The sequence below is a fragment of the Alcaligenes sp. SORT26 genome (genome assembly GCF_017377875.1).
GTDB classification, from domain to species: Bacteria; Pseudomonadota; Gammaproteobacteria; order Burkholderiales; family Burkholderiaceae_B; genus Alcaligenes; species Alcaligenes parafaecalis.
This window is the reverse complement of sequence record NZ_CP070975.1, coordinates 4054016-4077498: the sequence shown is the minus strand read 5'-3', so window position 1 is coordinate 4077498 and position 23483 is coordinate 4054016. Positions and strand designations below refer to the sequence as shown.

22 protein-coding genes and 2 tRNA genes are annotated in these 23483 nt (G+C 56.7%); 11 read left to right on the top strand and 13 right to left on the bottom strand.

Annotated features, from left to right (window positions below):
- The first annotated feature begins 206 nt into the window (after positions 1-206).
- Positions 207-2099, top strand: coding sequence for a sigma-54-dependent Fis family transcriptional regulator (locus JYG33_RS18615; protein WP_207873594.1), 1893 nt, complete (start codon positions 207-209; stop codon positions 2097-2099).
- On the opposite strand, the gene JYG33_RS18610 is transcribed toward JYG33_RS18615, so the two are convergent.
- The 8 genes from JYG33_RS18610 to JYG33_RS18575 form a co-directional block, all read right to left on the bottom strand.
- Positions 2050-2529, bottom strand: coding sequence for a DUF1178 family protein (locus JYG33_RS18610; protein ID WP_207873593.1), 480 nt, complete (start codon positions 2527-2529; stop codon positions 2050-2052). The genes JYG33_RS18615 and JYG33_RS18610 overlap by 50 nt on opposite strands.
- An 87-nt stretch (positions 2530-2616) precedes the next feature.
- Complete coding sequence (locus JYG33_RS18605) at positions 2617-4302, bottom strand: dipeptide ABC transporter ATP-binding protein (protein ID WP_207873592.1); 1686 nt, start codon at positions 4300-4302, stop codon at positions 2617-2619.
- On the bottom strand, positions 4299-5753 hold the full coding sequence (locus tag JYG33_RS18600; protein ID WP_207873591.1) for an ABC transporter permease: 1455 nt from the start codon (positions 5751-5753) through the stop codon (positions 4299-4301). Before JYG33_RS18600 ends, JYG33_RS18605 begins: the two co-directional genes overlap by 4 nt.
- A gap of 7 nt (positions 5754-5760) precedes the next feature.
- Positions 5761-6738, bottom strand: a complete 978-nt coding sequence (locus tag JYG33_RS18595) for an ABC transporter permease (RefSeq protein WP_207873590.1) — start codon at positions 6736-6738, stop codon at positions 5761-5763.
- Entirely contained in the window at positions 6738-8927 is a 2190-nt protein-coding gene (locus JYG33_RS18590; RefSeq protein WP_207873589.1) for an ABC transporter substrate-binding protein, read from the bottom strand. Before JYG33_RS18590 ends, JYG33_RS18595 begins: the two co-directional genes overlap by 1 nt.
- Entirely contained in the window at positions 8921-9493 is a 573-nt protein-coding gene (locus tag JYG33_RS18585; RefSeq protein WP_243430226.1) for a thermonuclease family protein, read from the bottom strand. Before JYG33_RS18585 ends, JYG33_RS18590 begins: the two co-directional genes overlap by 7 nt.
- 103 nt (positions 9494-9596) lie before the next feature.
- Positions 9597-11198, bottom strand: coding sequence for an acyl-CoA dehydrogenase family protein (locus JYG33_RS18580; protein ID WP_207873588.1), 1602 nt, complete (start codon positions 11196-11198; stop codon positions 9597-9599).
- Positions 11199-11245: 47 nt separating this feature from the next.
- A complete protein-coding gene (locus JYG33_RS18575) occupies positions 11246-12250 on the bottom strand; it encodes a magnesium and cobalt transport protein CorA (protein WP_207873587.1) in 1005 nt (334 codons plus the stop codon).
- Positions 12251-12342: 92 nt separating this feature from the next.
- Between JYG33_RS18575 and JYG33_RS18570 the strand changes: the two genes are divergently transcribed.
- The 7 genes from JYG33_RS18570 to JYG33_RS18540 all read left to right on the top strand — a co-directional run bounded on the left by JYG33_RS18570 (position 12343) and on the right by JYG33_RS18540 (position 17024).
- Positions 12343-12723 (top strand): DUF423 domain-containing protein, encoded by a 381-nt coding sequence (locus tag JYG33_RS18570; protein WP_207873586.1) that lies wholly within the window; start codon positions 12343-12345, stop codon positions 12721-12723.
- 59 nt (positions 12724-12782) lie between these two features.
- Positions 12783-13820: an adenosine deaminase gene (locus tag JYG33_RS18565; RefSeq protein WP_207873585.1), complete on the top strand. Its 1038-nt coding sequence runs from the start codon at positions 12783-12785 to the stop codon at positions 13818-13820.
- Entirely contained in the window at positions 13813-14418 is a 606-nt protein-coding gene (locus JYG33_RS18560; protein ID WP_207873584.1) for a DNA-3-methyladenine glycosylase, read from the top strand. Before JYG33_RS18565 ends, JYG33_RS18560 begins: the two co-directional genes overlap by 8 nt.
- Before the next feature lie 71 nt (positions 14419-14489).
- Positions 14490-14804, top strand: coding sequence for an I78 family peptidase inhibitor (locus tag JYG33_RS18555; RefSeq protein WP_207873583.1), 315 nt, complete (start codon positions 14490-14492; stop codon positions 14802-14804).
- Between the two features lie 5 nt (positions 14805-14809).
- Complete coding sequence (locus JYG33_RS18550; protein WP_207873582.1) at positions 14810-15217, top strand: PaaI family thioesterase; 408 nt, start codon at positions 14810-14812, stop codon at positions 15215-15217.
- Between the two features lie 179 nt (positions 15218-15396).
- On the top strand, positions 15397-15996 hold the full coding sequence (wrbA, locus tag JYG33_RS18545; RefSeq protein WP_207873581.1) for an NAD(P)H:quinone oxidoreductase: 600 nt from the start codon (positions 15397-15399) through the stop codon (positions 15994-15996).
- Between the two features lie 14 nt (positions 15997-16010).
- Complete coding sequence (locus JYG33_RS18540; RefSeq protein ID WP_207873580.1) at positions 16011-17024, top strand: glutathione S-transferase family protein; 1014 nt, start codon at positions 16011-16013, stop codon at positions 17022-17024.
- Here JYG33_RS18540 and JYG33_RS18535 read toward each other — a convergent pair.
- Positions 17018-18187 carry an alpha-hydroxy acid oxidase gene (locus JYG33_RS18535; RefSeq protein WP_279382245.1) on the bottom strand — a complete coding sequence of 390 codons (1170 nt, stop codon included), beginning with the start codon at positions 18185-18187 and terminating at the stop codon, positions 17018-17020. The two genes, JYG33_RS18540 and JYG33_RS18535, sit on opposite strands and share 7 nt — an antisense overlap.
- Before the next feature lie 291 nt (positions 18188-18478).
- On the opposite strand from JYG33_RS18535, the gene JYG33_RS18530 reads away from it, so the two are divergent.
- A tRNA-Arg gene (locus JYG33_RS18530) sits at positions 18479-18555 on the top strand.
- 198 nt (positions 18556-18753) lie between these two features.
- Here JYG33_RS18530 and JYG33_RS18525 read toward each other — a convergent pair.
- Positions 18754-19227 carry a hypothetical protein gene (locus JYG33_RS18525; RefSeq protein ID WP_207873579.1) on the bottom strand — a complete coding sequence of 158 codons (474 nt, stop codon included), beginning with the start codon at positions 19225-19227 and terminating at the stop codon, positions 18754-18756.
- A 324-nt stretch (positions 19228-19551) separates the two neighbouring features.
- Between JYG33_RS18525 and JYG33_RS18520 the strand changes: the two genes are divergently transcribed.
- A tRNA-Arg gene (locus JYG33_RS18520) sits at positions 19552-19628 on the top strand.
- A gap of 345 nt (positions 19629-19973) precedes the next feature.
- The gene (locus tag JYG33_RS18515) at positions 19974-20309 is read left to right on the top strand and encodes a hypothetical protein (protein WP_207873578.1); all 336 of its coding nucleotides are present in this window, start codon (positions 19974-19976) and stop codon (positions 20307-20309) included.
- An 81-nt stretch (positions 20310-20390) separates the two neighbouring features.
- On the opposite strand, the gene JYG33_RS18510 is transcribed toward JYG33_RS18515, so the two are convergent.
- The 3 genes from JYG33_RS18510 to JYG33_RS18500 are packed head-to-tail and all read right to left on the bottom strand — an operon-like array spanning position 20391 to position 23267.
- The gene (locus JYG33_RS18510) at positions 20391-21827 is read right to left on the bottom strand and encodes an NAD(P)(+) transhydrogenase (Re/Si-specific) subunit beta (protein WP_207873577.1); all 1437 of its coding nucleotides are present in this window, start codon (positions 21825-21827) and stop codon (positions 20391-20393) included.
- Positions 21824-22144 carry an NAD(P) transhydrogenase subunit alpha gene (locus tag JYG33_RS18505; RefSeq protein ID WP_009457776.1) on the bottom strand — a complete coding sequence of 107 codons (321 nt, stop codon included), beginning with the start codon at positions 22142-22144 and terminating at the stop codon, positions 21824-21826. Before JYG33_RS18505 ends, JYG33_RS18510 begins: the two co-directional genes overlap by 4 nt.
- Positions 22145-22148: 4 nt before the next feature.
- Positions 22149-23267: an NAD(P) transhydrogenase subunit alpha gene (locus tag JYG33_RS18500; protein WP_207873576.1), complete on the bottom strand. Its 1119-nt coding sequence runs from the start codon at positions 23265-23267 to the stop codon at positions 22149-22151.
- Positions 23268-23483 lie beyond the last annotated feature (216 nt).

The window sequence follows — 23483 nt, the reverse complement described above, 5'->3', positions numbered from 1 at the left end:
CGTGCACCGCAGAGAAAGGTTAGGGGTGCCTTTATCCTGTTTTAACTAAAGCAAATAACGTGCCAAACTAAGTAGCGATTGTCCCGACTCGCTCCTGGGCTTGCCCGCCTCCATAATGGAACGACCTCCAGTCGCAGGCTGCGACAGCTACTGTCGCAAAACGCGAGCACTGTCGCAGAATGCGACACCCCTCCCGGAGCACACTCATGACTTCTCTACCTTCGTTTTGCCCGCAAACCAACGAAACCATGTGGCGTCAGTCCTGGGAGCGCTGTCAGACGATGGAATCGGAGTTAAGTGCCGCACCCCGCGACATGAGCCAGGGGGCACTGCGACAGTTACTGGAACAGCAGCACCACTTGATGCACCACTCCTCTGCGGCGGTGCAGGATCTGGCGGCGCTGGTACACCCGCATCGCAGTCTGGTTTTACTGTGCGACGCACAAGGTACGGTGCTGCAACAGGCGGGCGACCCGCATTTTTTACAGCGGGCGGAGCAGGTAGCCTTACGAGCTGGCGTCAGTTGGGCGGAGAATCATCGCGGTACGAATGCAATTGGTACTGCACTGGTTTGCGCGCAGCCCATCAAGATTCACGGTAGCCAACACTATCTGCCGGACAATCGGATTTTGAGCTGCCACGCCGCCCCCATCTACGACCCTTATGGTCAGATTATTGGTGTGCTGGATATTTCCGGGCCGTCGGAACTGGAGCATCACTACGCGCTGGACTTGGCACAGCTATACGCTCGTCAGATCAGCCGTCAGATGCTGGAATCGCTGTGCACACCTACGCGTCGTCTGCTGCATCTTCATACCGACCCCGGCCTGCTCAATAGCGCTTTTAGCGGTCGTCTTGTTCTGGAAGACGACATGATTGTGGCTGCCGATGAGCTGGCAGCCCATTTATTGCGACACGATTGGCAGGAACTACCAGGCCAGGATCTGAATGCTGTACTGGAGCAGGCCAAGAATACGAATAGACCGACAACGCTGCACCTGAGTACGGCGACCAAATCTCAGGCGCCTGCCCGCAGCGTTCAGACTCAAACGCGAACTCAAACCGAGACTGCGGAGACCCCGCAACTCTCGCCTCAACAGGAAAATGCGCTGGAATCCGCCTTGCGAGCTATGCAAATGGGCCTGTCCATCTTGCTAAGCGGTCCCAGCGGCTCCGGCAAGGAACGTATGGCGCGGGAGCTGCATCGCCGTAACAAGGCCCAGTCCGGCCCTTTTGTGGCCATTAACTGCGCTGCCCTGCCCGAAACATTGATTGAAGCCGAGTTGTTTGGTTATGAAGCCGGTGCCTTTACCGGGGCTCGTCGTCAGGGCTATGCCGGTAAATTACGTCAGGCTCATGGCGGTGTGCTGTTTCTGGATGAGATTGGCGATATGCCAGTGGGCCTGCAAAGCCGCCTGTTACGGGTTCTGCAAGAGCGCGAGGTTCAAGCGCTGGGCTCGGAGCGTACGCACAGACTGGATTTCCAGCTAATCAGCGCCAGCCATCAACCCTTGGAAACTCTGGTGCGCGACGGACGTTTCCGCGCCGACCTGTATTTCCGGCTGCAAGATTACATCTGCAAGGTGCCCAGCCTGCGAGAGCGTAGCGATTTGGGCGACTATATTTCCCAAGAGCTGACGGTACTGGCTCAGGGTCAGGCAGCTCCTCAATTACACCCGGAGGCTCTGCTCACGCTACAGGAGTACGACTGGCCGGGTAACTACCGCCAGCTACGATCGGTACTACTGCAAATTATTGTGCAGGACTATCCTGGGCGACTCTGGCTATCGCAAGACCTGCCTGCCTTGCCATGTTTGAGTGCCGAGCATCCTGCTCCACTACCGACCCCGGCTCTGGAAGCCAGCAATATCATCGTGAAGCAAGCAAGCCTTCCTGCCGCCCCCAAGCCGCAAACCCTGAAAGAACAGGAGTACGCAGCCGTGCAGCAGGCTTTGGAACAGCATCAGGGGAATATTTCACAGGCCGCGCGTGCCTTGGGGCTGCATCGCAGCACTTTGCATCGGCGGCTTAAAGAAATGACGCAGGCAATTACTGCAGACGATCATCGTCCAGAAAGTCAGGAATCGGCATGGCAATAATGCCGTCGTCGGCCAGCTCCTGATACTCCTGCACCGTGGCCTGCCCACGTATGGCACGCGGTTCGATATCGCCTTCGTGCATGCGACGTGCTTCCTGAGCAAACTGGGTGCCCACATTGTCCGACTTGCGAATGACCGAACGCAGTTCTTGCAAAAGCTGGCCTTGAATCGCCCGCATTTGCTCTTCGGTCGGCATGGTTGAAGGCAGGGGCGCTGGCACGGGGGTGCTACTGACCGGCGCACTGATACTTTCTTGCGCCCCCACATTGATACGTGGTGCCGACAGCTTGCGTTTGACCTGGTGGCTATCGCAGACGGGGCAACACAAGAGCCCACGGCTTATCTGCTCATCGTAACTTTCGCGTGAGCTAAACCAACCCTCGAACACATGGGCGTGTTCGCATTCCAGATCAAAAACCTTCAGACTCATAATGTGTGTATCAATGGGCGGACAGACCGCCGTATTGTGGCATAGAAGTGCCGGGCTAATTAACGCTACCCCGGCTTGTGGTGGGGCTTAACGAGGAACAGCGGCCAGCAGACGCTGGGTCAACTCCTCCTGGGGATGGAACAGAACCTGCTGCGCACTACCCTGCTCCACAATGCGTCCCTTGGCCATGATAGCAATACGATCGGCCAGATATTCCACCACCCCAAAATTATGAGTAATGAACAAATAAGCCAGACCCAGTTCCATCTGCAGTTCGCGCATCAAATCCAGAATCTGCGCTTGTACGGAAACGTCCAACGCTGAAGTAGGTTCATCACAAATCAGGACGGCGGGCTCTACTGCCAAGGCTCGTGCGATTGCAATGCGCTGACGCTGACCGCCGGAGAACTCGTGTGCATAGCGATCCAGGGAGTTCTTGGGTAGACCAACCTGATCCACTAAAGTTTCAATTCGCTTGCGGCGCGTCTTGGTGTCCAGCTCGGGGCGCAGTGCGCTCAGGCCTTCCAGCAGAATGTCCCCCACCATCATGCGCGGGTCCAGCGATCCGTAAGGGTCCTGGAAAATAATCTGCAGTCGCGAACGCAATTGCCGCAGCGCTTTGCCTTTGACTTGCAAGACATTCTGACCCTGCATTTGCACCTGTCCGCTGATCTGCGCCTGATGATCCAGCAAACGCATCAAGGTGCGCGCGACAGTGCTTTTACCGCAGCCAGACTCACCAACCAAAGCCAGGGTTTCGCCCTTGTGCAGTTGCAGGCTCAAATCCTGGACCACAGGGATCACAGGCAAACGTCGCCACCAGGAGCCAGCCTGCTTATAGGCAACGGACAAACTCTGGATATCCAGAACCAATTCTTTGCCGCTATTGCGCGGGGCAATGGCCTCAATCGGTGCGATGGCGCGGGACAAGGGACGTCCACGCTTTTCAAAGGTGGGGATGGCGTCCAGCAACTCGCGGGCGTAGGGATGAGTAGGTCGCAGGAAAAACTGACTTGCCAAGCCCGCTTCCACAATTTGCCCGTGCCGCATCAAAGCCACATAGTCGGCGTACTGTCGCACCAGCAGCAGGTCGTGGGTAATCAGCAAAATAGCCAGGCCCATTTCTTTCTGTATATCGGCCAGCAACTGCAAAATCTGTGCCTGAACCGTTACGTCCAAAGCGGTGGTTGGCTCATCCGCGACCAGCAGATCAGGCTCGGCAGCCAGGGCAATCGCAATCATGATGCGTTGCTTTTGCCCGCCCGAAAACTGAAAGGGAAAGTCGTCGTAACGCTGAGCGGCACCGGGAATACCAACACGCTCCAGCCATTTGATCGCCGTTGCCCGCTCCTGCCCGGCGGGGACAACTTCGTGACGCCGGATCACCTCGCTAATCTGCCGCCCGATGGACATGACCGGGTTCAGACTGGTGGACGGTTCCTGAAAAATCACACTGATGCGCTTGCCGCGTACATCCTGCATTTGCTGCTCGGGTAATGGCGGTAAATCCAGCCCTCCCAAAGCAATGCTGCCGGACTGCATCCAGGCCGCTTCAGGCAGCAGGCGCAAGATTGCCATTGCCGTCATGCTTTTACCGCAGCCGGATTCGCCAACCAAGGCAAAGGTTTCACCTCGCTGAACAGCCAGAGACAAGTTACGCACCACACTCTGGATACCGGCATCGGACTGTACGCGCAGTTCCAGGTTTTCGATATGCAAAACAGCAGGCGTGGCTGAAGGCTTCACGGCGGAGACACTGTCAAGCTGGCTCATACCTTGGCTCCTTCTGTACGACGCACTCGCAAAGTCTTGAAACGACGGGTGCGAGGGTCAAAGGCCGTTTGCACCGCATCAGCAAAGATGTTTGCAGACAGAACCAGCCCCAGCATCATGACAAAGGCCCCGGCCAGCCCCCACCAGATGATGGGGTCGCGAGACAGTTCGCTGCGGGCCGCATCAATCATGCGTCCGAAGGATGGCATGCTGGGGTCCACGCCTATGCCCAGATAGGACAACACAGCCTCGTACAGCACCAGACCGGAGAACTCCAGAATCAGGGTGATCAGCACAATGTGCATCACATTGGGCAGGAGGTGACGGAACATGATGCGCAAATGGCCGACACCAAAGGCCTGAGCGGCCTGCACATAGTCCAGCTCGCGCAGTTTCAGGACCTCGGCACGCAAAAGGCGGCACAGACCAGCCCAGCCAGTCAGCCCCAGAATCAGGCACAGCATGAACAGACGCAGGTCGGCACGGGCGGCCACGGTATCAAAGCTATCGGGGTGCGTGTCGATGTAGACCTGCATCATCAGCACGCAAGCGGCGATCAGCAAAACACCGGGTATGGACGTCAAGGTGGTGTAGATATACTGAATGACATCATCCACCCAGCCCCGGAAGTAGCCCGCGGCCAAACCCAGAATAATCGCGGGCGGCAACATGGCAAAGGTGGTCAAGGTGCCGATAACCAGAGCCGTGCGCACGCTTTTCAGGGCCTGCCAGATAATGTCATTGCCGGTGCGGTCTGTACCCAGCACGTAATAATTCGCGCTCAGGCTCAGGACCAGACACAGCACGATCATCAAGGCGCAAGCGCTGAACCAGACCAGTCTCCAGCTCACCAGACCTTGCCCCTGCCACCAGTAACGCCAGGCGGCGCCCCAGCCTGGCTCCATCGCCTGTTTACGCCCCCAAAGTGTCAGCAAAAGCGCCAGCACAAGACTGGCTGCCAGCCCCCATGCCAGACCCTTGATACTTAAGTGCAGAATGTCCTGTTGATGCTCTGCCGCTGTATCCATGCCTACCCCGGCATTCACCAAACGCGGGAAGTCCCGCACGGGCTTGCCATCTATCAGCATGCTTTCCTTGGTCAACTGAAAGCGCGCCAAAGGGGCTGAATAGGTTTTTTCAACCTCGGTCAGGCCAGCCATTTTCAGCACATCATCCAGTGCCGAGCGGGCGACTGGCGCATAGCTGAGCGCACTGGCTTCCTGCCCCGGCGCTGCGGGCAAAATCGGCCGATAGTGAATGGAATCGAGCAGGCCAATCAACAGGAAAAAGATCAGGAATACGGCGGCACACATGGCTGACGGTGTACGCGCCACGCTGGCCCAGGCCGAGCGCAAGGCAGGACGTTTGACGACGCGCCAGGTATAGAGCGCCATCGCCAGAAACAGTGCCAGCACAAAGGTATCGGTCCAGAGAAAGACGAACTGTGGCATGGCGGGCTCAACTGAAACGAATGCGAGGGTCAACCAGGGTGTAGGAGATATCCGCCAGAATCAAACCGGCGATATAAAGCATCGATCCTAAAAACACCATGGCACGCACAATGGAAAAGTCCTGGGCATTGATGGCATCAATGGTGAAGCTGCCCAGACCCGGAATACCAAAAAAAGACTCGGAAATCAGACTACCCATAAACAGCAAGGGCAAGGCTGACACCGTGCCTGTCAGGATGGGCAAAAGCGCATTGGGCAAGACATGGCGGAACAGCACGGTCGATTCCGCCAAACCCTTGGAACGTGCGGTACGCACATAGTCGCGGCTGGCCTCTTCCAGAAACAGGCTGCGGTAAAAGCGCGACTCGGCCCCGACTCGGGACAGAATCCCGACCAGTACGGGCAAGACCAGGAAGCGCCAGTTATCCATGCCTTCCACCCAACCTGAAAACGGCACCCAGCGCAGCACCCTCGCAAACATCCACTGCCCGGCAATGATGTAGAACAGACCCGAAATGGACATCAGCACCACGCAGAGCACAACGGCAGAAAAATCCAGCCGTGTTCCCCGGAAGAACACCATCAGCAAGGCAAAGCTGATACACACCCATAAGCCTAAAAAGAAAGTAGGCAGGGCCAGCGCCAGACTAGGCCCCATGCGTTGCTTGATTTGATAGGCAATGTCTTGTCCTTGATCGGACAAGCCAAAGTCCAGGCGCAGCAAGGGGACGGAGCGTTCATAGAAAATCGTATCGGTCAGCGTTTTGGAACCTTCAGCCTGAGCGTTATAAAACAGCGGCTTGTTATAACCACGCTCGGCCTTCCAGTTCTCAATCGCGGTTTGGCTGACGCGCTGTCCACCAATAGACAAACGCGCCATATCGTCGGGCGTATTGACCGCAAAGAACAGCACAAAGGTCAGCAGATTGACCCCGATCAGAATCAGCACGCCGTACAGAATGCGCCGCAGCATATAGGAAAACATCAGTCTTTCTCCTTGCGCAGGGCCACTTGTCGACGGCGTGCCTGCGCTTGCGAGCGCAACATCCAGAACAGGATCAGCACCAGCAGCACCACCGGAATAGCAGGCCACCACACGGGGCGATTCCAGCGATCAATCTGCTCCACGCGCTGTTCGGGATCGATGCGGTAATACTGAATGCCATCCCGCACCATCATGGACGGCTTGGCGTTACGCACCCAGCTTTGGTAGGCCCCGCCCGCATTGGGCACGTAGCCAAACATCCAGGGGGCATCATGCTGCACCAGATGAATCATCTGCTGGACTACGGCTTCTTTGTCGGGACCATCATTCAGAAAGCGCATTTGCTCGTACAAACGATCAAACTCGGCGCTTTGATAATTGGCCGCATTCTCTCCGCCAAAGTCTTTTTTGGCTTGTGGGCCGTACAGCAAGGTGAAGAAGTTTTCTGCATCCGGGTAGTCCGCCACCCAACCCCAAAGGAATATCTGTGCTGCGCCACGTTTCATCTTGTCCTGAAAGCGGTTGTAGTCGGTCGCACGCACTTCCAATTGCAAACCCACCTGGGCCAATTGACGGCGCATCCAGTCCACGGTGGCATCCGAACCCATGCCCATCATGGAGTCGTAATACAGAATCAAGGGTTTGCCGCTGCGGCTGTCTCGCCCATCGGGATAACCGGCCTGGCGCAACAAGTCGCGGGCCTCGTCCAGGCTGCGGCGTTTCACCACGCCATTGTCTTTGGTATAGACGTAAGGATTAGCCCCTTGAGGCAATGGCTGATAACCGGGCACGCCGGGCGGCAAAGGGCTATGCGCAGCCTGCCCCTGATCATTCATAAAAATGGAAACGTACTGCTCCCAATCGAACACAATGCTGATCGCCAGACGCAGCTTGCGATTTTGCTCGGCCTGCTCTGGCGTATCGCCTTTGCCGACAACAGGGTCATGCCAGTTAAAGCCCATATAAAACAATTGCGCTTCAGGAGAGGTGCGCAATTGCAAACCTCGCTCCTGGTACAGATTGGCTTTATCTACCGAGTCCTGTGCAGCGACGGTCATGGCGACCCCATACTCACCCCGCTCCACTTGTGGAATGTCGTAATAGCCTTGCAGGAACTTGCCCATTAAAGGCACGCCCTCTTTCTCCAAAGAGAACACCACTTTGTCCAGGAAAGGCATGGGTTTGCCGCAATCGGCCAGTAAACCTGCCTCCTGGTCGCCAGGGGCACCTACGCAGGGATAGGGCTCACCCCGATAGTTAGGATTACGACTCAAGACATGGCGGCGGTTGGTCAAGGATTCGGTCAGCATGAATGGGCCGGTGCCCACCGGCCAGCTATCCAGCGTCAGATTGTGCTGCGCCATACGCGGCTGGCTGTAAAACCGCTCGGCTTCCCAGGCCATGGGGGCCGTAAAAGTCATGGCCAGCCAATACTTGAATTGCGGATATTTGCCGTTTACCTCGATGCGCAGCGTGTGCTTATCCAGGGCTCTCACGCCCGGCAAGGAATAAGGACGCAAATCCAGCCATTGCGGACGAGGTTCCTGCTTGTCGATCTGCGCCAGCTCTTCGCTGAACTCCTTGAAACCCCGTATATGCTCGGCCATGACGCCCAGAACGGGCGAAGCCAAACGCGGGCTGGCCAGACGTTTGAAGGCGTAAACGTAGTCATGGGCCGTCAATTCCCGCGAACCGGTATAGGCAAAGTCCGTAATACTGAAAGCATCATTCAAGTCGGGAGCCCGCATGGGGTAATAGCGATACTCCCCTTGTTCGTCCTGCGCAAAGGCCGGATGCGGTTGAAAGGCAATGCCTTGCTTGATGGGAATGTCATAACGACTGACCGCCACCTGCTCACCAGGCGCATCTGCAGGCAGTCGATTGCCGTGTTCGTCCAGATACACCGGATCGTCAACCAGCTCGGCAGCCGCTTTGGGAATCAGGCGATACGGCCGATCCAGGTAGTGGTAACCGTATAAAGGCTCGTAAATCGAATAGGTAAACGGCGTCTCGTCCCCTGAATAGGACAAAGCCGGGTCCAGGTGATTGGGCGAACGGGTCGTAAACGCGCTGTACAGCGTATTTTCCGCTGCACTTTCTTCGTGATAAGGGCTGTTAACAGGGTTGGAGCATGCGGCCAGTGCGGTACATATCAGAGCCAGCCCGATCCGCCGCAAGGGGCTTAGCATTGCCCTTGCTGCCAGCAGTCATAGCGCCATTTCCATGGCGGCACAGGATTGGGTTCGGACCAGATGCCAACGCGGTCCTCTTTGGCTTCGCGCTCCAACCCGTCAATGCGCGGGTCACGCAGGAAGCGGCCACGCTTTTCCCGGTTCGCCATTGCCATACCGGCACGCACCAGTTTCTGATTAGCGGTTTCGCCATCGTCCAAAGGCACATCGCACACGGCACGGCCATGGCGATCACGCTCGTAGCAAGACAAGGTCAGTTGTTTGCCCGATACCAGATCAGACAGAAAGCGCCGGGAGGCCACCGCAAAGGGTTGACCGGGGCGACGGCTGTCTTTGCTGGTTTCAGGCGCATCAATACTGGCCAGACGCACACGCTGCTGCTTGTTGTCGCGTCCCAGAATCGTCAGCGTATCGCCATCAGCAACCCGCACCACACGCCCTGTCAGCTCAAAGTCCTGCGCCTGAACAGGCAAGGCCCAGGCAGTTATCACCGCCGTCAGACCTGCACAAACGGCTGCGTGCCGAGTCAAAGAAGAAAAGCCGGACAAGGAAAACACAGTCATGATGCGGACAACACTCCAGGCAGGTAGCGGAAAACAAGGCTAACAAATTATAGATACTGCGCACCGCCTGTCCAGAGCAATGTCCCTAGTAGCCAGGCTCTGCTCAGGTGGTTTGCAGGCGGGGCCAGGCACGGTGCAGATACCAGTCACTCTGCTCTACGCCTTCCAGCCCGAATACCGCCGACGGGCCCTGTTGCACACGCTGGGCCATAAACAGATCGGCCACAGCATCGGGGGCCAGTTGGCGCATCAGACAGGCCTGGTACAAGACGGCCAGTTTTTGTGTCCAGACCCGGCCTCCAGCCTGGGATACGGTATCCAGCAAGGTTTGAGCCGCCCGGCCCAGCTCGGCATCGTCTCCACAGCGGGCACGCAAATCAGTCTGCAGGGCCTCGAACACACCCTCCTGGCCTAGCGCACGCTGCACATCCAGACACATAATATTGCCTGAACCTTCCCAGATGGAGTTGACGGGGGCTTCCCGCAAAAGACGCGGCATGGGCCCCTCCTCGATATAGCCATTGCCACCCCAGGTTTCCATGGCCTCGGCACATAGGGCTATGGCGCGACGGCAGACCCAGAATTTGGCAGCGGGGGACAGAATACGCAGCACGGCCTGTGCGACGGGATCATCAACACGCTCCTGCAAATCCACCAGAAACAAAGCCAGATGCGTGGCAGCTTCGCTTTCCAGGCTCATATCCAGCAGGACAGCCTGCATCAAGGGCTGGTCGATCAAGGCTTTGCCAAAGCAAACCCGATGCTGGCAGTAATGAAGCGACTGCACCAGTGCCTGCCGCATCAAGGCCGCACTGCCCAGCACGCAATCAATACGGGTTCGGGCGGCCATTCCGGCCAGCAAGGCGATGCCGCGCCCGGGCTGCCCCACGCGCCAGGCCAGGGCACCGTCAAAATCAATCTCGGCACTGGCATTGGAGCGATTACCCAGCTTGTCTTTCAGCCTGCGTATATAGCGGCGATTCAAGCCATATTCGGTATAGCGAGGCATCAAGAAGCAGGAAAACTGTTCGTGCTCGCGAGCCAGTACCAGATGCCCGTCAGCCTGCGGCACGGAGAAAAACCATTTATGCCCATAAAGACGAAATGCAGCGCCATCAGGGTGGGCTTCGGTGGTACATCCGCGCAGATCAGAGCCACCCTGCATTTCCGTCATGCCCATGCCCAATAGCACGCTCTGTTTTTGGCTCATCACCTGACTGGACGCGTCGTACTGAGTCTGGTCCAGTTGAGCCGCCCACTCCTGAAAGGGGTCCGCCTGCAATAAAGGAGCGGCGGCGCGCGTCATGGTCAGGGGGCAGAGGGTGCCCGCCTCGATCTGACCGTGCATATAAAAACCGATTGCCCGCTCCAGATGCTGACCGGGCTGCGCCTGATGGGGCCAGATATGCAGGCCCTGCTCCATACCCAGACTCATCAAGTGGTGCCAGGAGGGATGAAAATCCACCTGATCAATATGCTGACCTTGCGCCGACCAGCCACGCCATTGCGGTGGCTGTCGATTCGCCAAGGCCCCTTGTTCGCGCCAGTATGCCGAACCCAGCTTGCGACCATAATCGGCCAGACCCGCCTGGGCCTTGGTCGACGCCAGCTTTCTGTACCAGATCTGTAAAACCGGGTCTTCGACAAACAGATCGTCATCAATCAAATCCGGCACCTGATTCTGTAACTGCTGTTTCAGATCCATCACGCCTCCTTGATAGTGGCCCCGGCTCGGCCTATTGCTGTCCTACGTCAGAGCCATTTGGCCTTCTTGAATTTCCAGTATAAAAAGCCGCAAACGCTCCCCATCAGGCCCAGGGCCAGGGGGTAGCCCATCGTCCACTCCAACTCGGGCATGAACTTGAAGTTCATGCCGTAAATCCCCGCCACCGCTGTCGGCACAGCCAAAATAGCGGCCCAGGCAGCCAGCTTGCGGGTGGTGTCGGTTTGCTGCATCTGCCCTATCATCAAGCCACCTTCAAACGCGAAAGCCAAAGCTTGCCGCAGACTGTTAATGAATTCGGACGTGCGGGTAATACGGTCCGCCACTTCCCCAAAATACGCCCGGCTTTCTGCATCCACATAAGCCAGCTCAATGCGTGACAAGCGACGACTTAGCTCCGCCAAAGGCGTCACGGCGTTATACACACGCAGCAAATCGCGCCGCAAACGATAAATACGCCGTACGTCGTTCTCCTTGAAACCAAGAATCAGAAATTGCTGCTCAATGGCTTCCACCGCTTTTTCAAATTGCTCCAAACAAGTCTGGTACTGGTCAACAATCAAATCCAGCAGCTCCGAAGCCACGAAATCACTACCTCGAACCAGTAGAGCCGGTGTGCTCTCCAGGCGGGAGCGCAACTGTAAGTAGCTGCTGTTGGAGCCACGCCGTACGGTCAGCAACAAACCCTGGGCGATCAGAATCTGGGTCGTACCAAAAACCGGACGCAGATCCTTCAAACCGAAGGTCACTGCCACCACAATCAGGCAATTGCTGAACTCTAGCCATTTGGGGCGACGATGAGGAACGATCAACTCATCGACCGCATTGCTTGGCAGCCCCAACTGCTCGCCAAGGTGGCGCAAGGTTACCTCGCTGGGGTCTTTCAAACCAATCCAGATAAAGCCGTCCTTCAAGGGGTCGTGTGCAGGCAGGTGGTGAATATCCAAAGCCTGTGCAGGCTGGCCAGACTGATAGCGATAGGCAGCCACCACGACGTCTTGCGCATCAGGGGCGACCGGGGCTATTTCTTGCATGCTGTCTCCTTGCAGACAAAGCCAATTTTTTTATTCGATAATAGCACTGGCCTCCCTCCGCGCTGCGACTGCAGCGACTTGCAAGGAAAGACATGAAATCACGATCCATCCTGTGCCTGGGCACACTGATTATGGCCTTGGGCGTAGGCCTGGGCGCTTTTGGTGCCCACGCCCTGCGCGCCATGGTTGACGCATCGGCCTTGGCGACCTGGCACACTGCCGTGCTGTATCAATTGCTGCATGGCCTGGGTCTGCTGCTGATCGCCGCTTTGAGCTCGCAACTGAATACAGCCTGGCAGTCCCGCAGCGCGATTCTGATGCTGGCTGGCGTACTGATTTTCAGCGGCAGCCTGTACATTCTGGTGCTTAGCGGCGTGAAATGGCTAGGCGCGATCACCCCCATTGGCGGGGTAGCCATGATTCTGGCCTGGCTCTTTCTGGCGATTGCCGCCTTGCGTGGCAAGGACAACTGACCCCCGAGCTATTGCCATTCGTATAATGGGGCGCATAGTCTGCCTACCAGGAGCGCCCCGTGTCTGATTCCGCTTTTTCCTTACGCGAATTTACCCGCCAACTGCCCAAGGCCGAACTGCACCTTCATATAGAAGGCACGCTGGAACCGGACTTGATCTTCAAGCTGGCCCAGCGCAATCACATTACGCTGCGCTATCCCGACCAGGCCAGCCTGCACGCCGCCTACCAATTTACCGACCTGCAATCCTTTCTGGATCTGTACTACGCCGGAGCCGGTGTGCTGATTACCGAGCAGGATTTCTTTGACATGACCTGGGCCTACTTTCTGCGCGCCCAGGCCGATGGCATTGTCCATACTGAAATCATGTTTGACCCGCAAACCCACACGGCACGCGGGATTGCCATGGAAACCGTGTTTGCCGGGATCGCCCGTGCCGCCCGCCAGGCCAAGTCCGAGCTGGGGATCAGCAGTTATCTGATCTTGAGCTTCCTGCGCCACCTGAGCGAAGCCGACGCTTTTGCCACCCTGGAAGCCGCCCTGCCCTTACGCAATCAGTATTCCGACCTGTGGATTGCGATTGGCCTGGATTCCTCGGAAAAGGGCAATCCTCCCGCCAAGTTTGAAAAAGTCTATGCCCGCTGCCGCGAGCTGGACTTCCGACTGGTCGCCCACGCCGGTGAGGAAGGCCCGGCCAGCTACGTGAGGGACGCCCTTCAGCTTTTGAAAGTAGAGCGTATCGACCACGGCGTACGCAGCCAGGACGACCCGGCCCTGATGCAATATTTGATCGACCACGCCATTTCCCTGACGGTCTGTCCTCTGTCCAATATCAAGCTCAAGGTCTTTGACAGCCTGCACCAGCATAATCTGAAGCACTTGCTGGATCGCGGCCTGAACGTGTGTGTGAACTCGGACGACCCGGCTTATTTTGGTGGTTATCTGCTGGACAACTATATGCAAACCGCCCAGGCCCTGAATTTGCAGGAAGCCGATTTGCGTACTCTGGCAGCCAATAGCCTGCGCTCCTCCTTTTTGCCCAAGGAGCAACAACAGGCCTGGTTGAACAAGTTGGAGCGGATTCCCGGAAATGACTGAGTCTGCGCTCTACCTGCCACGGACGTTCTTTGCCCGCGATCCGCGTTACGTCGCCCTGGAGTTGCTGGGCAAAACCCTGGTTGTGAATGACGAACGCGGCCAGCGCTGCGCCACCATTGTCGAAACAGAAGCCTATCTGGGGCCGGAAGATCAGGCCGCCCACAGCCGCCGCGGCATTACCGAGCGCACCCGACTGATGTTTGGCCCGGCAGGCTATGCCTATGTCTATCTGATTTATGGCCTGCACCACTGCATGAATATGGTCAGCGGTGTGGAAGGCGACGGCACGGCGGTGCTCTTGCGTGCAGCCCAGTGGGTTTCGCCAGAAGGCGGCCCTTCTTTGTCAGGCCCGGGCCGTCTGTGCAAGGGGCTGGGAATCGACAAAAGCTATAACGGGGCCGATGCTTGCGTCCCCACCTTGCATTGGCTGGACGCACCCGCCCTGCCACTGGATCAAATCCAGATTGGTCCACGCATCGGTGTGGACTATGCAGGAGCCTGGGCCAAGGCCCCCTTGCGCTATTGCATTGCCCAACATCCGGCGGTCTCGGCCAAAACCGGCAAAGCAGCCGCAAAAAGTGCCTTGAACAAGCCTTAAACGCCCCGCCTAGAACAGGTATTATTAATCCTTCAAGCTGAATGCTTCCTAGCTGCTTTTAAGGATTTCTCATGCGACTCTCCGTACTACTCAGCGTCCTTCCCGCCGTTTTGCTGGCCGCTTGCACCGCCACAGGCAATAGCGCCCAAACTGGCTCGACATCTTCGTTCAGCAATTCCTCTGGCGGCGTGTGCAATGCGGACGCCCTGAACCCAGTCGGGCAGACCGCCAGCCAAAGCCAGGTCGAGCGTCTGGTGAAACAAGCCGGTGCCGCCCAAGCCCGCATACTGGCTCCAGATCGCATGTACACCACCGACTACGATCCCACCCGCCTGAGCATTCGGATCGATGAACAAAACCGGATTACCTCGATTTACTGCGGCTGATAGACATGACCCAAGAACAAGCTCAGCACCTGCTCGACACGCTTTTCGCCCCCTGGGTACAAGCCCTGAAGCTGCGCGTAGAGCGTATTGCCGAGGACGGTGTGGTTTTGCGACTACCCTTTTCTGAGCAGCTTACCCATGTAGCGGGTGTGGTTTGCGGCCAGGTCTATATGGCAGCGGCCGATACCGCCATGGTGCTGGCTGTCAGCCAAAGTCTGGGCGAGTTCCGCCCCATGACCACCGTATCGCTGAATACCAGCTTTGTGCGCCCGGTCAGCCAGGGCGATGTGCTGGTCCATGCCCAGGTTCTGAAACGTGGCAAAAGCATGGTGTTCGGTGATATCAAGCTATTGGACGAACAAGACCGTCTGGCGGCCCACGCCACCACGACCTACGCCCTGCTTCCCGCTTGATTCTGCCTGCCGTGGCCTTGCCCACGGCAAGACAGACTCTGACACAAAACAAATCGCCCAACGGTTTGTCATAGCGGGCTTGGCCCGACTATGATCGTTTTAGCAAGCGCGCCCAGGCCAGGTCCTGAGGCCGCTGCCCCGTTCGATTCCTTGTTGATCGCTTTTCTGGAGAAGTTCAAATGGCAAAAGTCCTGGTTCTCTATTACTCCGCCTACGGCCACGTCGAAAAAATGGCTCAAGCGGTTGCCGAAGGCGCGCAAAGCGCTGGCGCGACGGTGGACATCAAGCGTGTCCCTGAACTGGTCCCGGAAGCGGTGGCCCAGAAAGCGAACTTCAAGCTGGATCAAGCCGCCCCCGTCGCCACTATTGCCGACCTGGAAAACTACGACGCCATTATTGTGGGCACCGGCACCCGGTTTGGGCGCATCAGCTCGCAAATGGCCAGCTTCCTGGATCAGGCCGGTGGCCTGTGGGCGCGCGGCGCACTCAATGGCAAAGTGGGTGGGGCCTTTACCTCTACCGCTACCCAACACGGCGGGCAGGAGCTGACGCTGCTGTCCATTATTCATAACTTGATGCACTTTGGCCTGATCGTGGTGGGCCTGCCCTACAGCTTTGCAGGCCAGACCCTGCTCACTGAAGTCACTGGCGGCAGCCCTTACGGTGCGTCCACCATTGCCGGGGGCGACGGTTCGCGTCAACCCAGCCAGAACGAGCTGGACGGTGCCCGCTTCCAGGGCCGTCATATCGCTGAAATTGCAATCAAGCTGAAAGGCTAAAACGGAGTACACAGATGGGCATGATGATAGATGGACAATGGCATAGCAAAGAGCCTGTCAGTAGCACAACGTCCGATACGTTTCAACGTGCCCAGTCTGCCTTCCGGGACTGGATTACCGCCGATGGCGGCCCCGGTCCCGATGGTCAGGCAGCCCAGCCCGCCCAGGCCAATCGCTATCACCTGTATGTCTCGCTAGCCTGCCCCTGGGCGCATCGCACCTTGATCATGCGCGAGTTGAAAGGGCTGCAAAAACTGATTTCGGTATCTGTGGTCAATCCCATCATGGGCGAGCAAGGCTGGACCTTTGAACCGGCAGAGGGCGTGGTGCCTGACCCGGTGATGGACGCCCAGTTTCTGTATCAACTCTACGCCAAGGCTGACCCGCAATTTACAGGCCGGATTACAGTTCCTGTGCTATGGGACAAGCTGCGCGGCACGATTATCAATAATGAGTCTGCCGAGATCATCCGTATTTTCAATACGGCGTTTGACAGCCTGGGAGCGCGAGAACTGGATATGGCTCCAGCCGACTTGCTGGCGCAAATTGACCAGATCAACGCCCATGTCTATGACACCGTCAATAACGGTGTGTATAAAGCCGGTTTTGCCCGCTCACAAGCGGCTTATGACACGGCAGTTCACGCTCTGTTCGACAGCCTGGATGGTTTGGAAGCACGGCTGGCCCAACAGCGTTACCTGACCGGTACACGTCTGACAGAAGCCGACTGGCGTCTGTTCACCACCCTGATTCGTTTTGATCCGGTCTATGTCGGCCATTTCAAATGCAATCTGCGCCGTCTGATGGACTACCCGAATCTGTGGAACTACATGCTGGAGCTGTACCAGATGCCCGGTGTGGCCAGCACAGTAAGCCTGGATCATATCAAGACTCACTACTACAGCAGCCACCGTCATCTGAACCCGAGCGGGATTGTGCCTGCTGGCCCTGTACTGGATTTGAATGGGCCCCACGGACGCGGTCATTTGCCGGTCCAGCCAGGGCCCTTGCATACCGGTCTTCAATAACCGGGGCGGTCGAAAATATCAGGATTCAACAGGATAGAGCGATCTACCTGATTGATATCGGTACGGCCGCAAAAGGCCATCGACACGTCCAGTTCATTAGCCATCAACTTCAGCAGGCGAGCCACGCCCGCCTGCCCTGCTGTACCCAAGGCGTACAAGAAAGCACGACCAATCATGGCGCCCTGCGCCCCCAAGGCACGGGCACGTAATACATCCTGACCGCTACGAACACCGCCATCTACCAGCACTTCAATTTTGTCGCCCACAGCTTTGCTGATTGCCGGCAAGCAAGAGATTGAAGAAGGTGCGCCATCCAACTGACGGCCACCGTGGTTGGACACAATCAGGGCATCCGCCCCGCTATCGACGGCGTAACGGGCATCGTCTGCATCCATAATGCCTTTCACAATCAGCTTGCCGCCCCAGGCATTCTTGATCCACTCAATGTCTTTCCAGTTCAAGGTCGGGTCGAACTGCTCGGCCGTCCAGGTCGACAAGGAGCGCAGATCCGACACACCCTTGGCGTGACCGACGATATTGCCAAAGCTGCGACGGTGCGTGCCTAACATCTTGCGGCACCAGTAGGGCTTGGTCGCCAGATTCAGCAGATTAGGAATGGTCAGACGTGGAGGCGTAGTCAGCCCGTTTTTAATATCCTTGTGACGCTGACCCAGCACTTGCAAATCCAGAGTCAGCACCAGAGCCGAGCAGTTAGCGGCTTTGGCCCGTGCAATCAGGTTTTCGATAAAGCTGCGATCCCGCATCACATAGAGCTGAAACCAGAACGGGGCGCGAGTGGCCTGGGCCACGTCTTCCAGCGAGCACACGCTCATGGTGGACAAGGTGAAAGGAATACCAAAATCCCGAGCCGCCGTCGCCGCCAGCATTTCACCGTCGGCGTGCTGCATGCCGGTCAAACCGGTAGGAGCAATGGCCATAGGCATGGCAACATCCTGGCCCAGCAGCTTGGTCCTTAAGCTGCGGTGATCAATATCGACGGCTACGCGCTGTTTGAATTTCAGCTTGTGAAAATCCTGCTCGTTCGCATGGTAAGTGCCCTGCGTCCAGGAGCCGGAGTCGGCATAGTCATAAAACATCTTGGGCACGCGGCGTTTAGCCGCCAGGCGGAAATCTTCAGTGCAGGTAATTTTCGACAGATCCATTACATTGGGCTCCAAAACAATGGCGTAATAATGCGACTTTGTTCCTTGCGGGGCAAGTCATCCCGCATGGACTGTTTGAGGATTTGGCTTTGCACCCGCATTGTCGGCCTCTGATTCGAGCCTCTGAAAGCCGCCACACGATAGCCGTACCATCTCTGCTGAGAAGCCTGATTTCGGATGCCTGTTGCCCTTCTTGCTCCCGACAAAAACCATAAAAAAGACTATTTACGTAAAAATTCTGGATATTGTGGTGACAAGTAAAAATAGCCGTGCTATATTTCTACTTCTTTAGCGGCTGTAGCTCAGTTGGATAGAGTACTTGGCTACGAACCAAGGGGTCGTGGGTTCGAATCCTGCCAGCCGCGCCATATTCAGTAAAAAAGCCATTTCTTCGGAAATGGCTTTTTTGCTTTCTACTCTCGGGCAACGGACAGGAACAAGACCCACTACCCTGTCAGGTACCGCCCAAGCCCCCACCCACAATAACAATACGAGCAGGCTTGAACGAAGAAACAGAATAAGCAGTAGTAGCCCTTTATGTCGTCAGGAACTGCTCCTGCACGGCCTTATCGCCTTTCTGACAACTCAAGCCCCTCACCGTCCCCAAAGCCATCGTGCACCCATGCCGTCACGGGAACGGCATAGCTCCATCCACCCGCTTTCCACCAGCATTCTGCAAACCACGCTTTAGTGGTGTTAGCCGCGATGCTCAGGCCATCAAAGTCTTCGTCCAGAAAATAGTCTTCGTGGAAGGCATCCATCTTCTCCAAGCCCAGAGACAGCTCCATGGCTCTACCGGGAAAAATGGAAGGGTCGCTGCTATCAACTTTATTATTTTCGCCGCTGTAGTAAATCCATGCCGACGGGGTTTCCAGGCCATCTTCACCAAAGAAGATTTGTACCTCGGCATCCACCACACTGTCCGGCACAGGCAACGTGAACAAGGCACGTAGCTCAGTAATGAAATGCGTTGAAGCCCGTTCCAGACAGCGCTTATAGCGTAGCTGAAACTGTGCTGGACTTAACCCGAATGGAACCATGCCTGTCACTCCTGATGCGGACAAATTGCGGCTAATCGACATATCGCAACCGCATCATAACTCTGGACTTTGGCACATCCGACACGAAGATTACTGGTTCTATCCCCGAACCAGCAAGCCACTCTTGCATCAATGAGTACGATCGTAAATACCACAGACCAAAAACCCTACTCGATGCCAGGTTAAATCCGTATTACTCTGCTTCTCACGCCCTGTAAAAGCCTTATTTTCTGATCATTTCAAAAAAAATCGCATTTATTTTAAGAAAAACGCCTTTCAGGCTTGTCATGCGTATAAATAGTCTGCTATAGTTTCACTTCTTTAGCGGCTGTAGCTCAGTTGGATAGAGTACTTGGCTACGAACCAAGGGGTCGTGAGTTCGAATCTTGCCAGCCGCGCCATATTCAAGTTGATTTCCTTACCGGAATCAGCGACCAGAGTTAGAACTCGTGGGGTCAAACCCAATGGATGAGACTCTGAAAAGATCAGCCCTGATGACATCGTCATCAGGGCTTTTTCTTTGCCTGTCATTCCCTGCTCCGCGCTCTTGCCTCAAGAGGCAAGCAGATCAAAGCCGCCTCACGTAAAGCAGCACATAATAATGCGTGCACCTTCACCCCCCTCAACAGCGGACGGGCTAGCGGTGTAAAGTAGCGACTTCCGCCTGACGGGAAACACACAGGCCTTCAATCAATAGATAGCCTGCACAGTCTGGACGGGCTTTTTCTTAATCGACAGGATTGACCATGTTTGAGCGCACAAAACTTCTTTTGCCTTTAGCGGCCCTTCTCCTGGCCAGCGCCAATAGCTACGCTCAGGACAGCGGCCCGGCCATCCAACTGGCTCAAATGGGTGGTGCCATGCACGCTGCCGCCGAAGTTTGCGGTGATTACAGCCAAGATCAACTGCAAGAGATGAAAAAACAGCAAAAGTCGTCCATTCAAAGCATGGGTTTGAGTGACGAGGATTTTGACAAAGCCTTTGACCAAGGTCTGAATCGTGGTCGTCAGGATCTGGAAAAAGCCACTGTCGAGCAACGCAACAAGATGTGCGAACAACTGCGCTCCGGCCCCAAGTTCTAAGACTCTGCACTCAACAAGAAAGCGCTCTGGCCCGCAAGGAACCAGAGCGCTTTTTACTTTCAGCGCAATGACGCGAAGGTCTTACAGCGCTTTGACCATATCCTCGATGGTCTTTTTGGCATCGCCAAACACCATCATGGTCTTGTCCATATAGAACAGCTCGTTATCCAGACCGGCATAACCGGCGGCCATGGAACGCTTGTTCACGATCACGGTTCGGGCCTTGTAGGCTTCCAGAATCGGCATGCCTGCAATCGGCGAAGCTGGATCATTCTTGGCGGCCGGGTTGACCACGTCATTAGCACCCAGAACCAGCACCACATCGGTCTGAGCAAACTCGCTATTGATGTCGTCCATTTCAAAGACTTGCTCGTAAGGCATTTCGGCCTCAGCCAGCAAGACGTTCATATGGCCAGGCATACGACCGGCGACCGGGTGAATGGCGTAGCGCACATTCACACCCTGGCTGGTCAGCTTGTCCGACAGCTCTTTCAAGGCGTGTTGAGCACGGGCCACGGCCAAACCGTAACCAGGCACAATCACCACGGACTCGGCATTGCTCATCATGAAAGCAGCATCTTCAGCACTACCGGATTTCACTGAACGATTGCCCTGATCCGCGCCCCCCGCAGCCGCTTCCGGATTGGCACCAAAACCGCCCAGAATCACGTTGAAGAAGGCACGGTTCATCGCCTTGCACATGATGTAGGACAGAATCGCACCGGAGGAGCCCACCAGCGAACCGGCAATGATCAGCATGGAGTTGTTCAGGGAGAAACCAATCCCCGCTGCCGCCCAGCCCGAATAGCTGTTCAGCATGGACACCACCACAGGCATATCCGCACCACCAATCGGGATGATCAGCATCACGCCCAACAGGAAGGACAGAGCCAGCAGCACACCAAAGGCCCACCATGCCTGAGTCGTCACAAAGATCACACCGCAAGCCAAGGCCAGCAGCCCCAGCAGCAGGTTCAGCATGTGCTGACCCTTGAAGGTGACAGGTGCGCCCTGGAACAGTCGGAACTTGTACTTGCCCGACAGCTTGCCAAACGCGATCACCGAACCAGAGAAGGTAATGGCACCGACCAGCGCGCCCAAAGCCAGCTCCACACGGTTACCCATAGGTAGACCGACCTCGGCAGAACCAATGCCAAAGGCCACGGGCTCCAGCACGACGGCAATCGCAATGGCTACTGCAGCCAGACCAATCATGCTGTGCATGAAGGCTACCAGTTCCGGCATCTTGGTCATCTCGACACGGCGAGCCATGATGGTGCCCAGCAAGCCACCAATCACCAGGCCAATCAGAACCCGCAACAGGCCAGAGAGCTCTTTGCCTTCAGGAGCCAGGCTGTAGATCAGCACGGCCGTGGTCGCAATGGCCAGGGCCATCCCCACCATGCCGAACAAGTTGCCGCGACGCGAACTGGCCGGATGAGACAAGCCTTTCAGGGCCTGAATAAAACACACCGAGGCCAGCAAATAGCACAAGGTAACGGTATTCATGGAAATCATGACTGCCCTTCCTTGGGCGTATTTTTAGCGCCCTTCTTTTTGAACATTTCCAACATACGTCGGGTAACCAGAAAGCCACCAAACACGTTTACCGAGGCCAGCGCGGTGGCAATAATGCCCATCGCCTGTGCCCAGGGGCTTTCGGTCAGGGCCGCTGCCAGCATCCCGCCCACAATAATGATGGCCGAGATCGCATTGGTCACCGCCATCAAAGGCGTATGCAAAGCGGGCGTTACAGTCCAGACCACGTGGTAACCCACGTAGATGGCCAGCACAAAGATGATCAGATTAATGACCAGGGGAGAAATAATATCCATGACTTCAGGCTCCCTGCTGTGGAAAGAGTCGTTTGCCACCCTGTACAACACGGCTGGCATTCACAATGTCGTCGTCCGCAGGGATATGCAGCTCGTCAGACTGATCCTTGAGCATCAGGCCCAGGAACTGTTGAATATTGCGTGCATACAAAGCAGACGCATCCGCCGCCACACGGGCCGGGAAGTTGGTCTCGCCCACCAGGGTCACGCCATGTTTTTCCACAATCTGATCGGCTTCAGTCAGCGCGCAGTTACCGCCGCGTGCCGCCGCCAGATCCACAATCACCGAGCCGGAACGCATGGACTGCACCACTTCCTCGGCAATCAGACGCGGAGCGGGACGCCCCGGAATCAAGGCCGTGGTGATGATGACGTCGGCCTGGGCGCAACGTGCCGCCACCACCGCCGCCTGCCGTTGCAACCAGGAAGCAGGCATGGGACGGGCATAACCGCCTACCCCTTGCGCCGCTTCGCGCTCTTCGTCGGTCTCGTAGGGCACGTCAATAAACTTGCCGCCCAGAGACTCGATCTGCTCACGCGCGGCAGGACGCACATCGGAGGCTTCTACTACCGCCCCCAGACGACGTGCCGTCGCAATCGCCTGCAAGCCCGCCACACCCGCGCCCAGCACCACGACACGGGCCGCTTTGACGGTGCCCGCCGCGGTCATCATCATGGGAAAGAATCGGGGATATAAAGTGGCCGCTTTCAGCACCGCGGCATAACCCGCGATATTGGCCTGCGAGGACAGAACGTCCATGCTTTGCGCCCGCGTGGTACGCGGGATCAGCTCCAGGGCGAATGCCTGGCAGCCAGAAGAAGCCAGCTTGTCCAGACCCTCGCTCTCGTACGGGTCCAGCATGCCGACGACCACATGCTCGGCACGCAAACGCGCCGAATCAACATCAGCCGGGCCTACGACCAGCAGCACGGTGGCTTGATAAGGATCTCCTATCGTTGCGCCTGCGGCCTCGTAATCGGCATCCGAGCTGGCAATACCTTGTCCGGCTCCCGCCTCGATAATCACATCATGGCCCGCCTTGCGGTAAGCCTTGATGGTATCGGGCGTGGCCGCTACCCTCTTTTCCCCGGTCCCCCGGGGGCTTAATACACCTAGTCGCATCTTCAATCTCCAGTTAAATAACTAACTTCTATGATCTCTGACGACATGCATTACCCGGATGTGGGTGGATCTCTCAACGAAACAGGCGCCACGCCTTTACTGATGGACTAGCCAGCGGCACCGCTCGGATCTACGCCAACAACCACTCCGGCCCGGTGTGTGTTTCATCACAACACCGGAACACCATCTACAAATTCGGATGCGCAAGTACAGGCG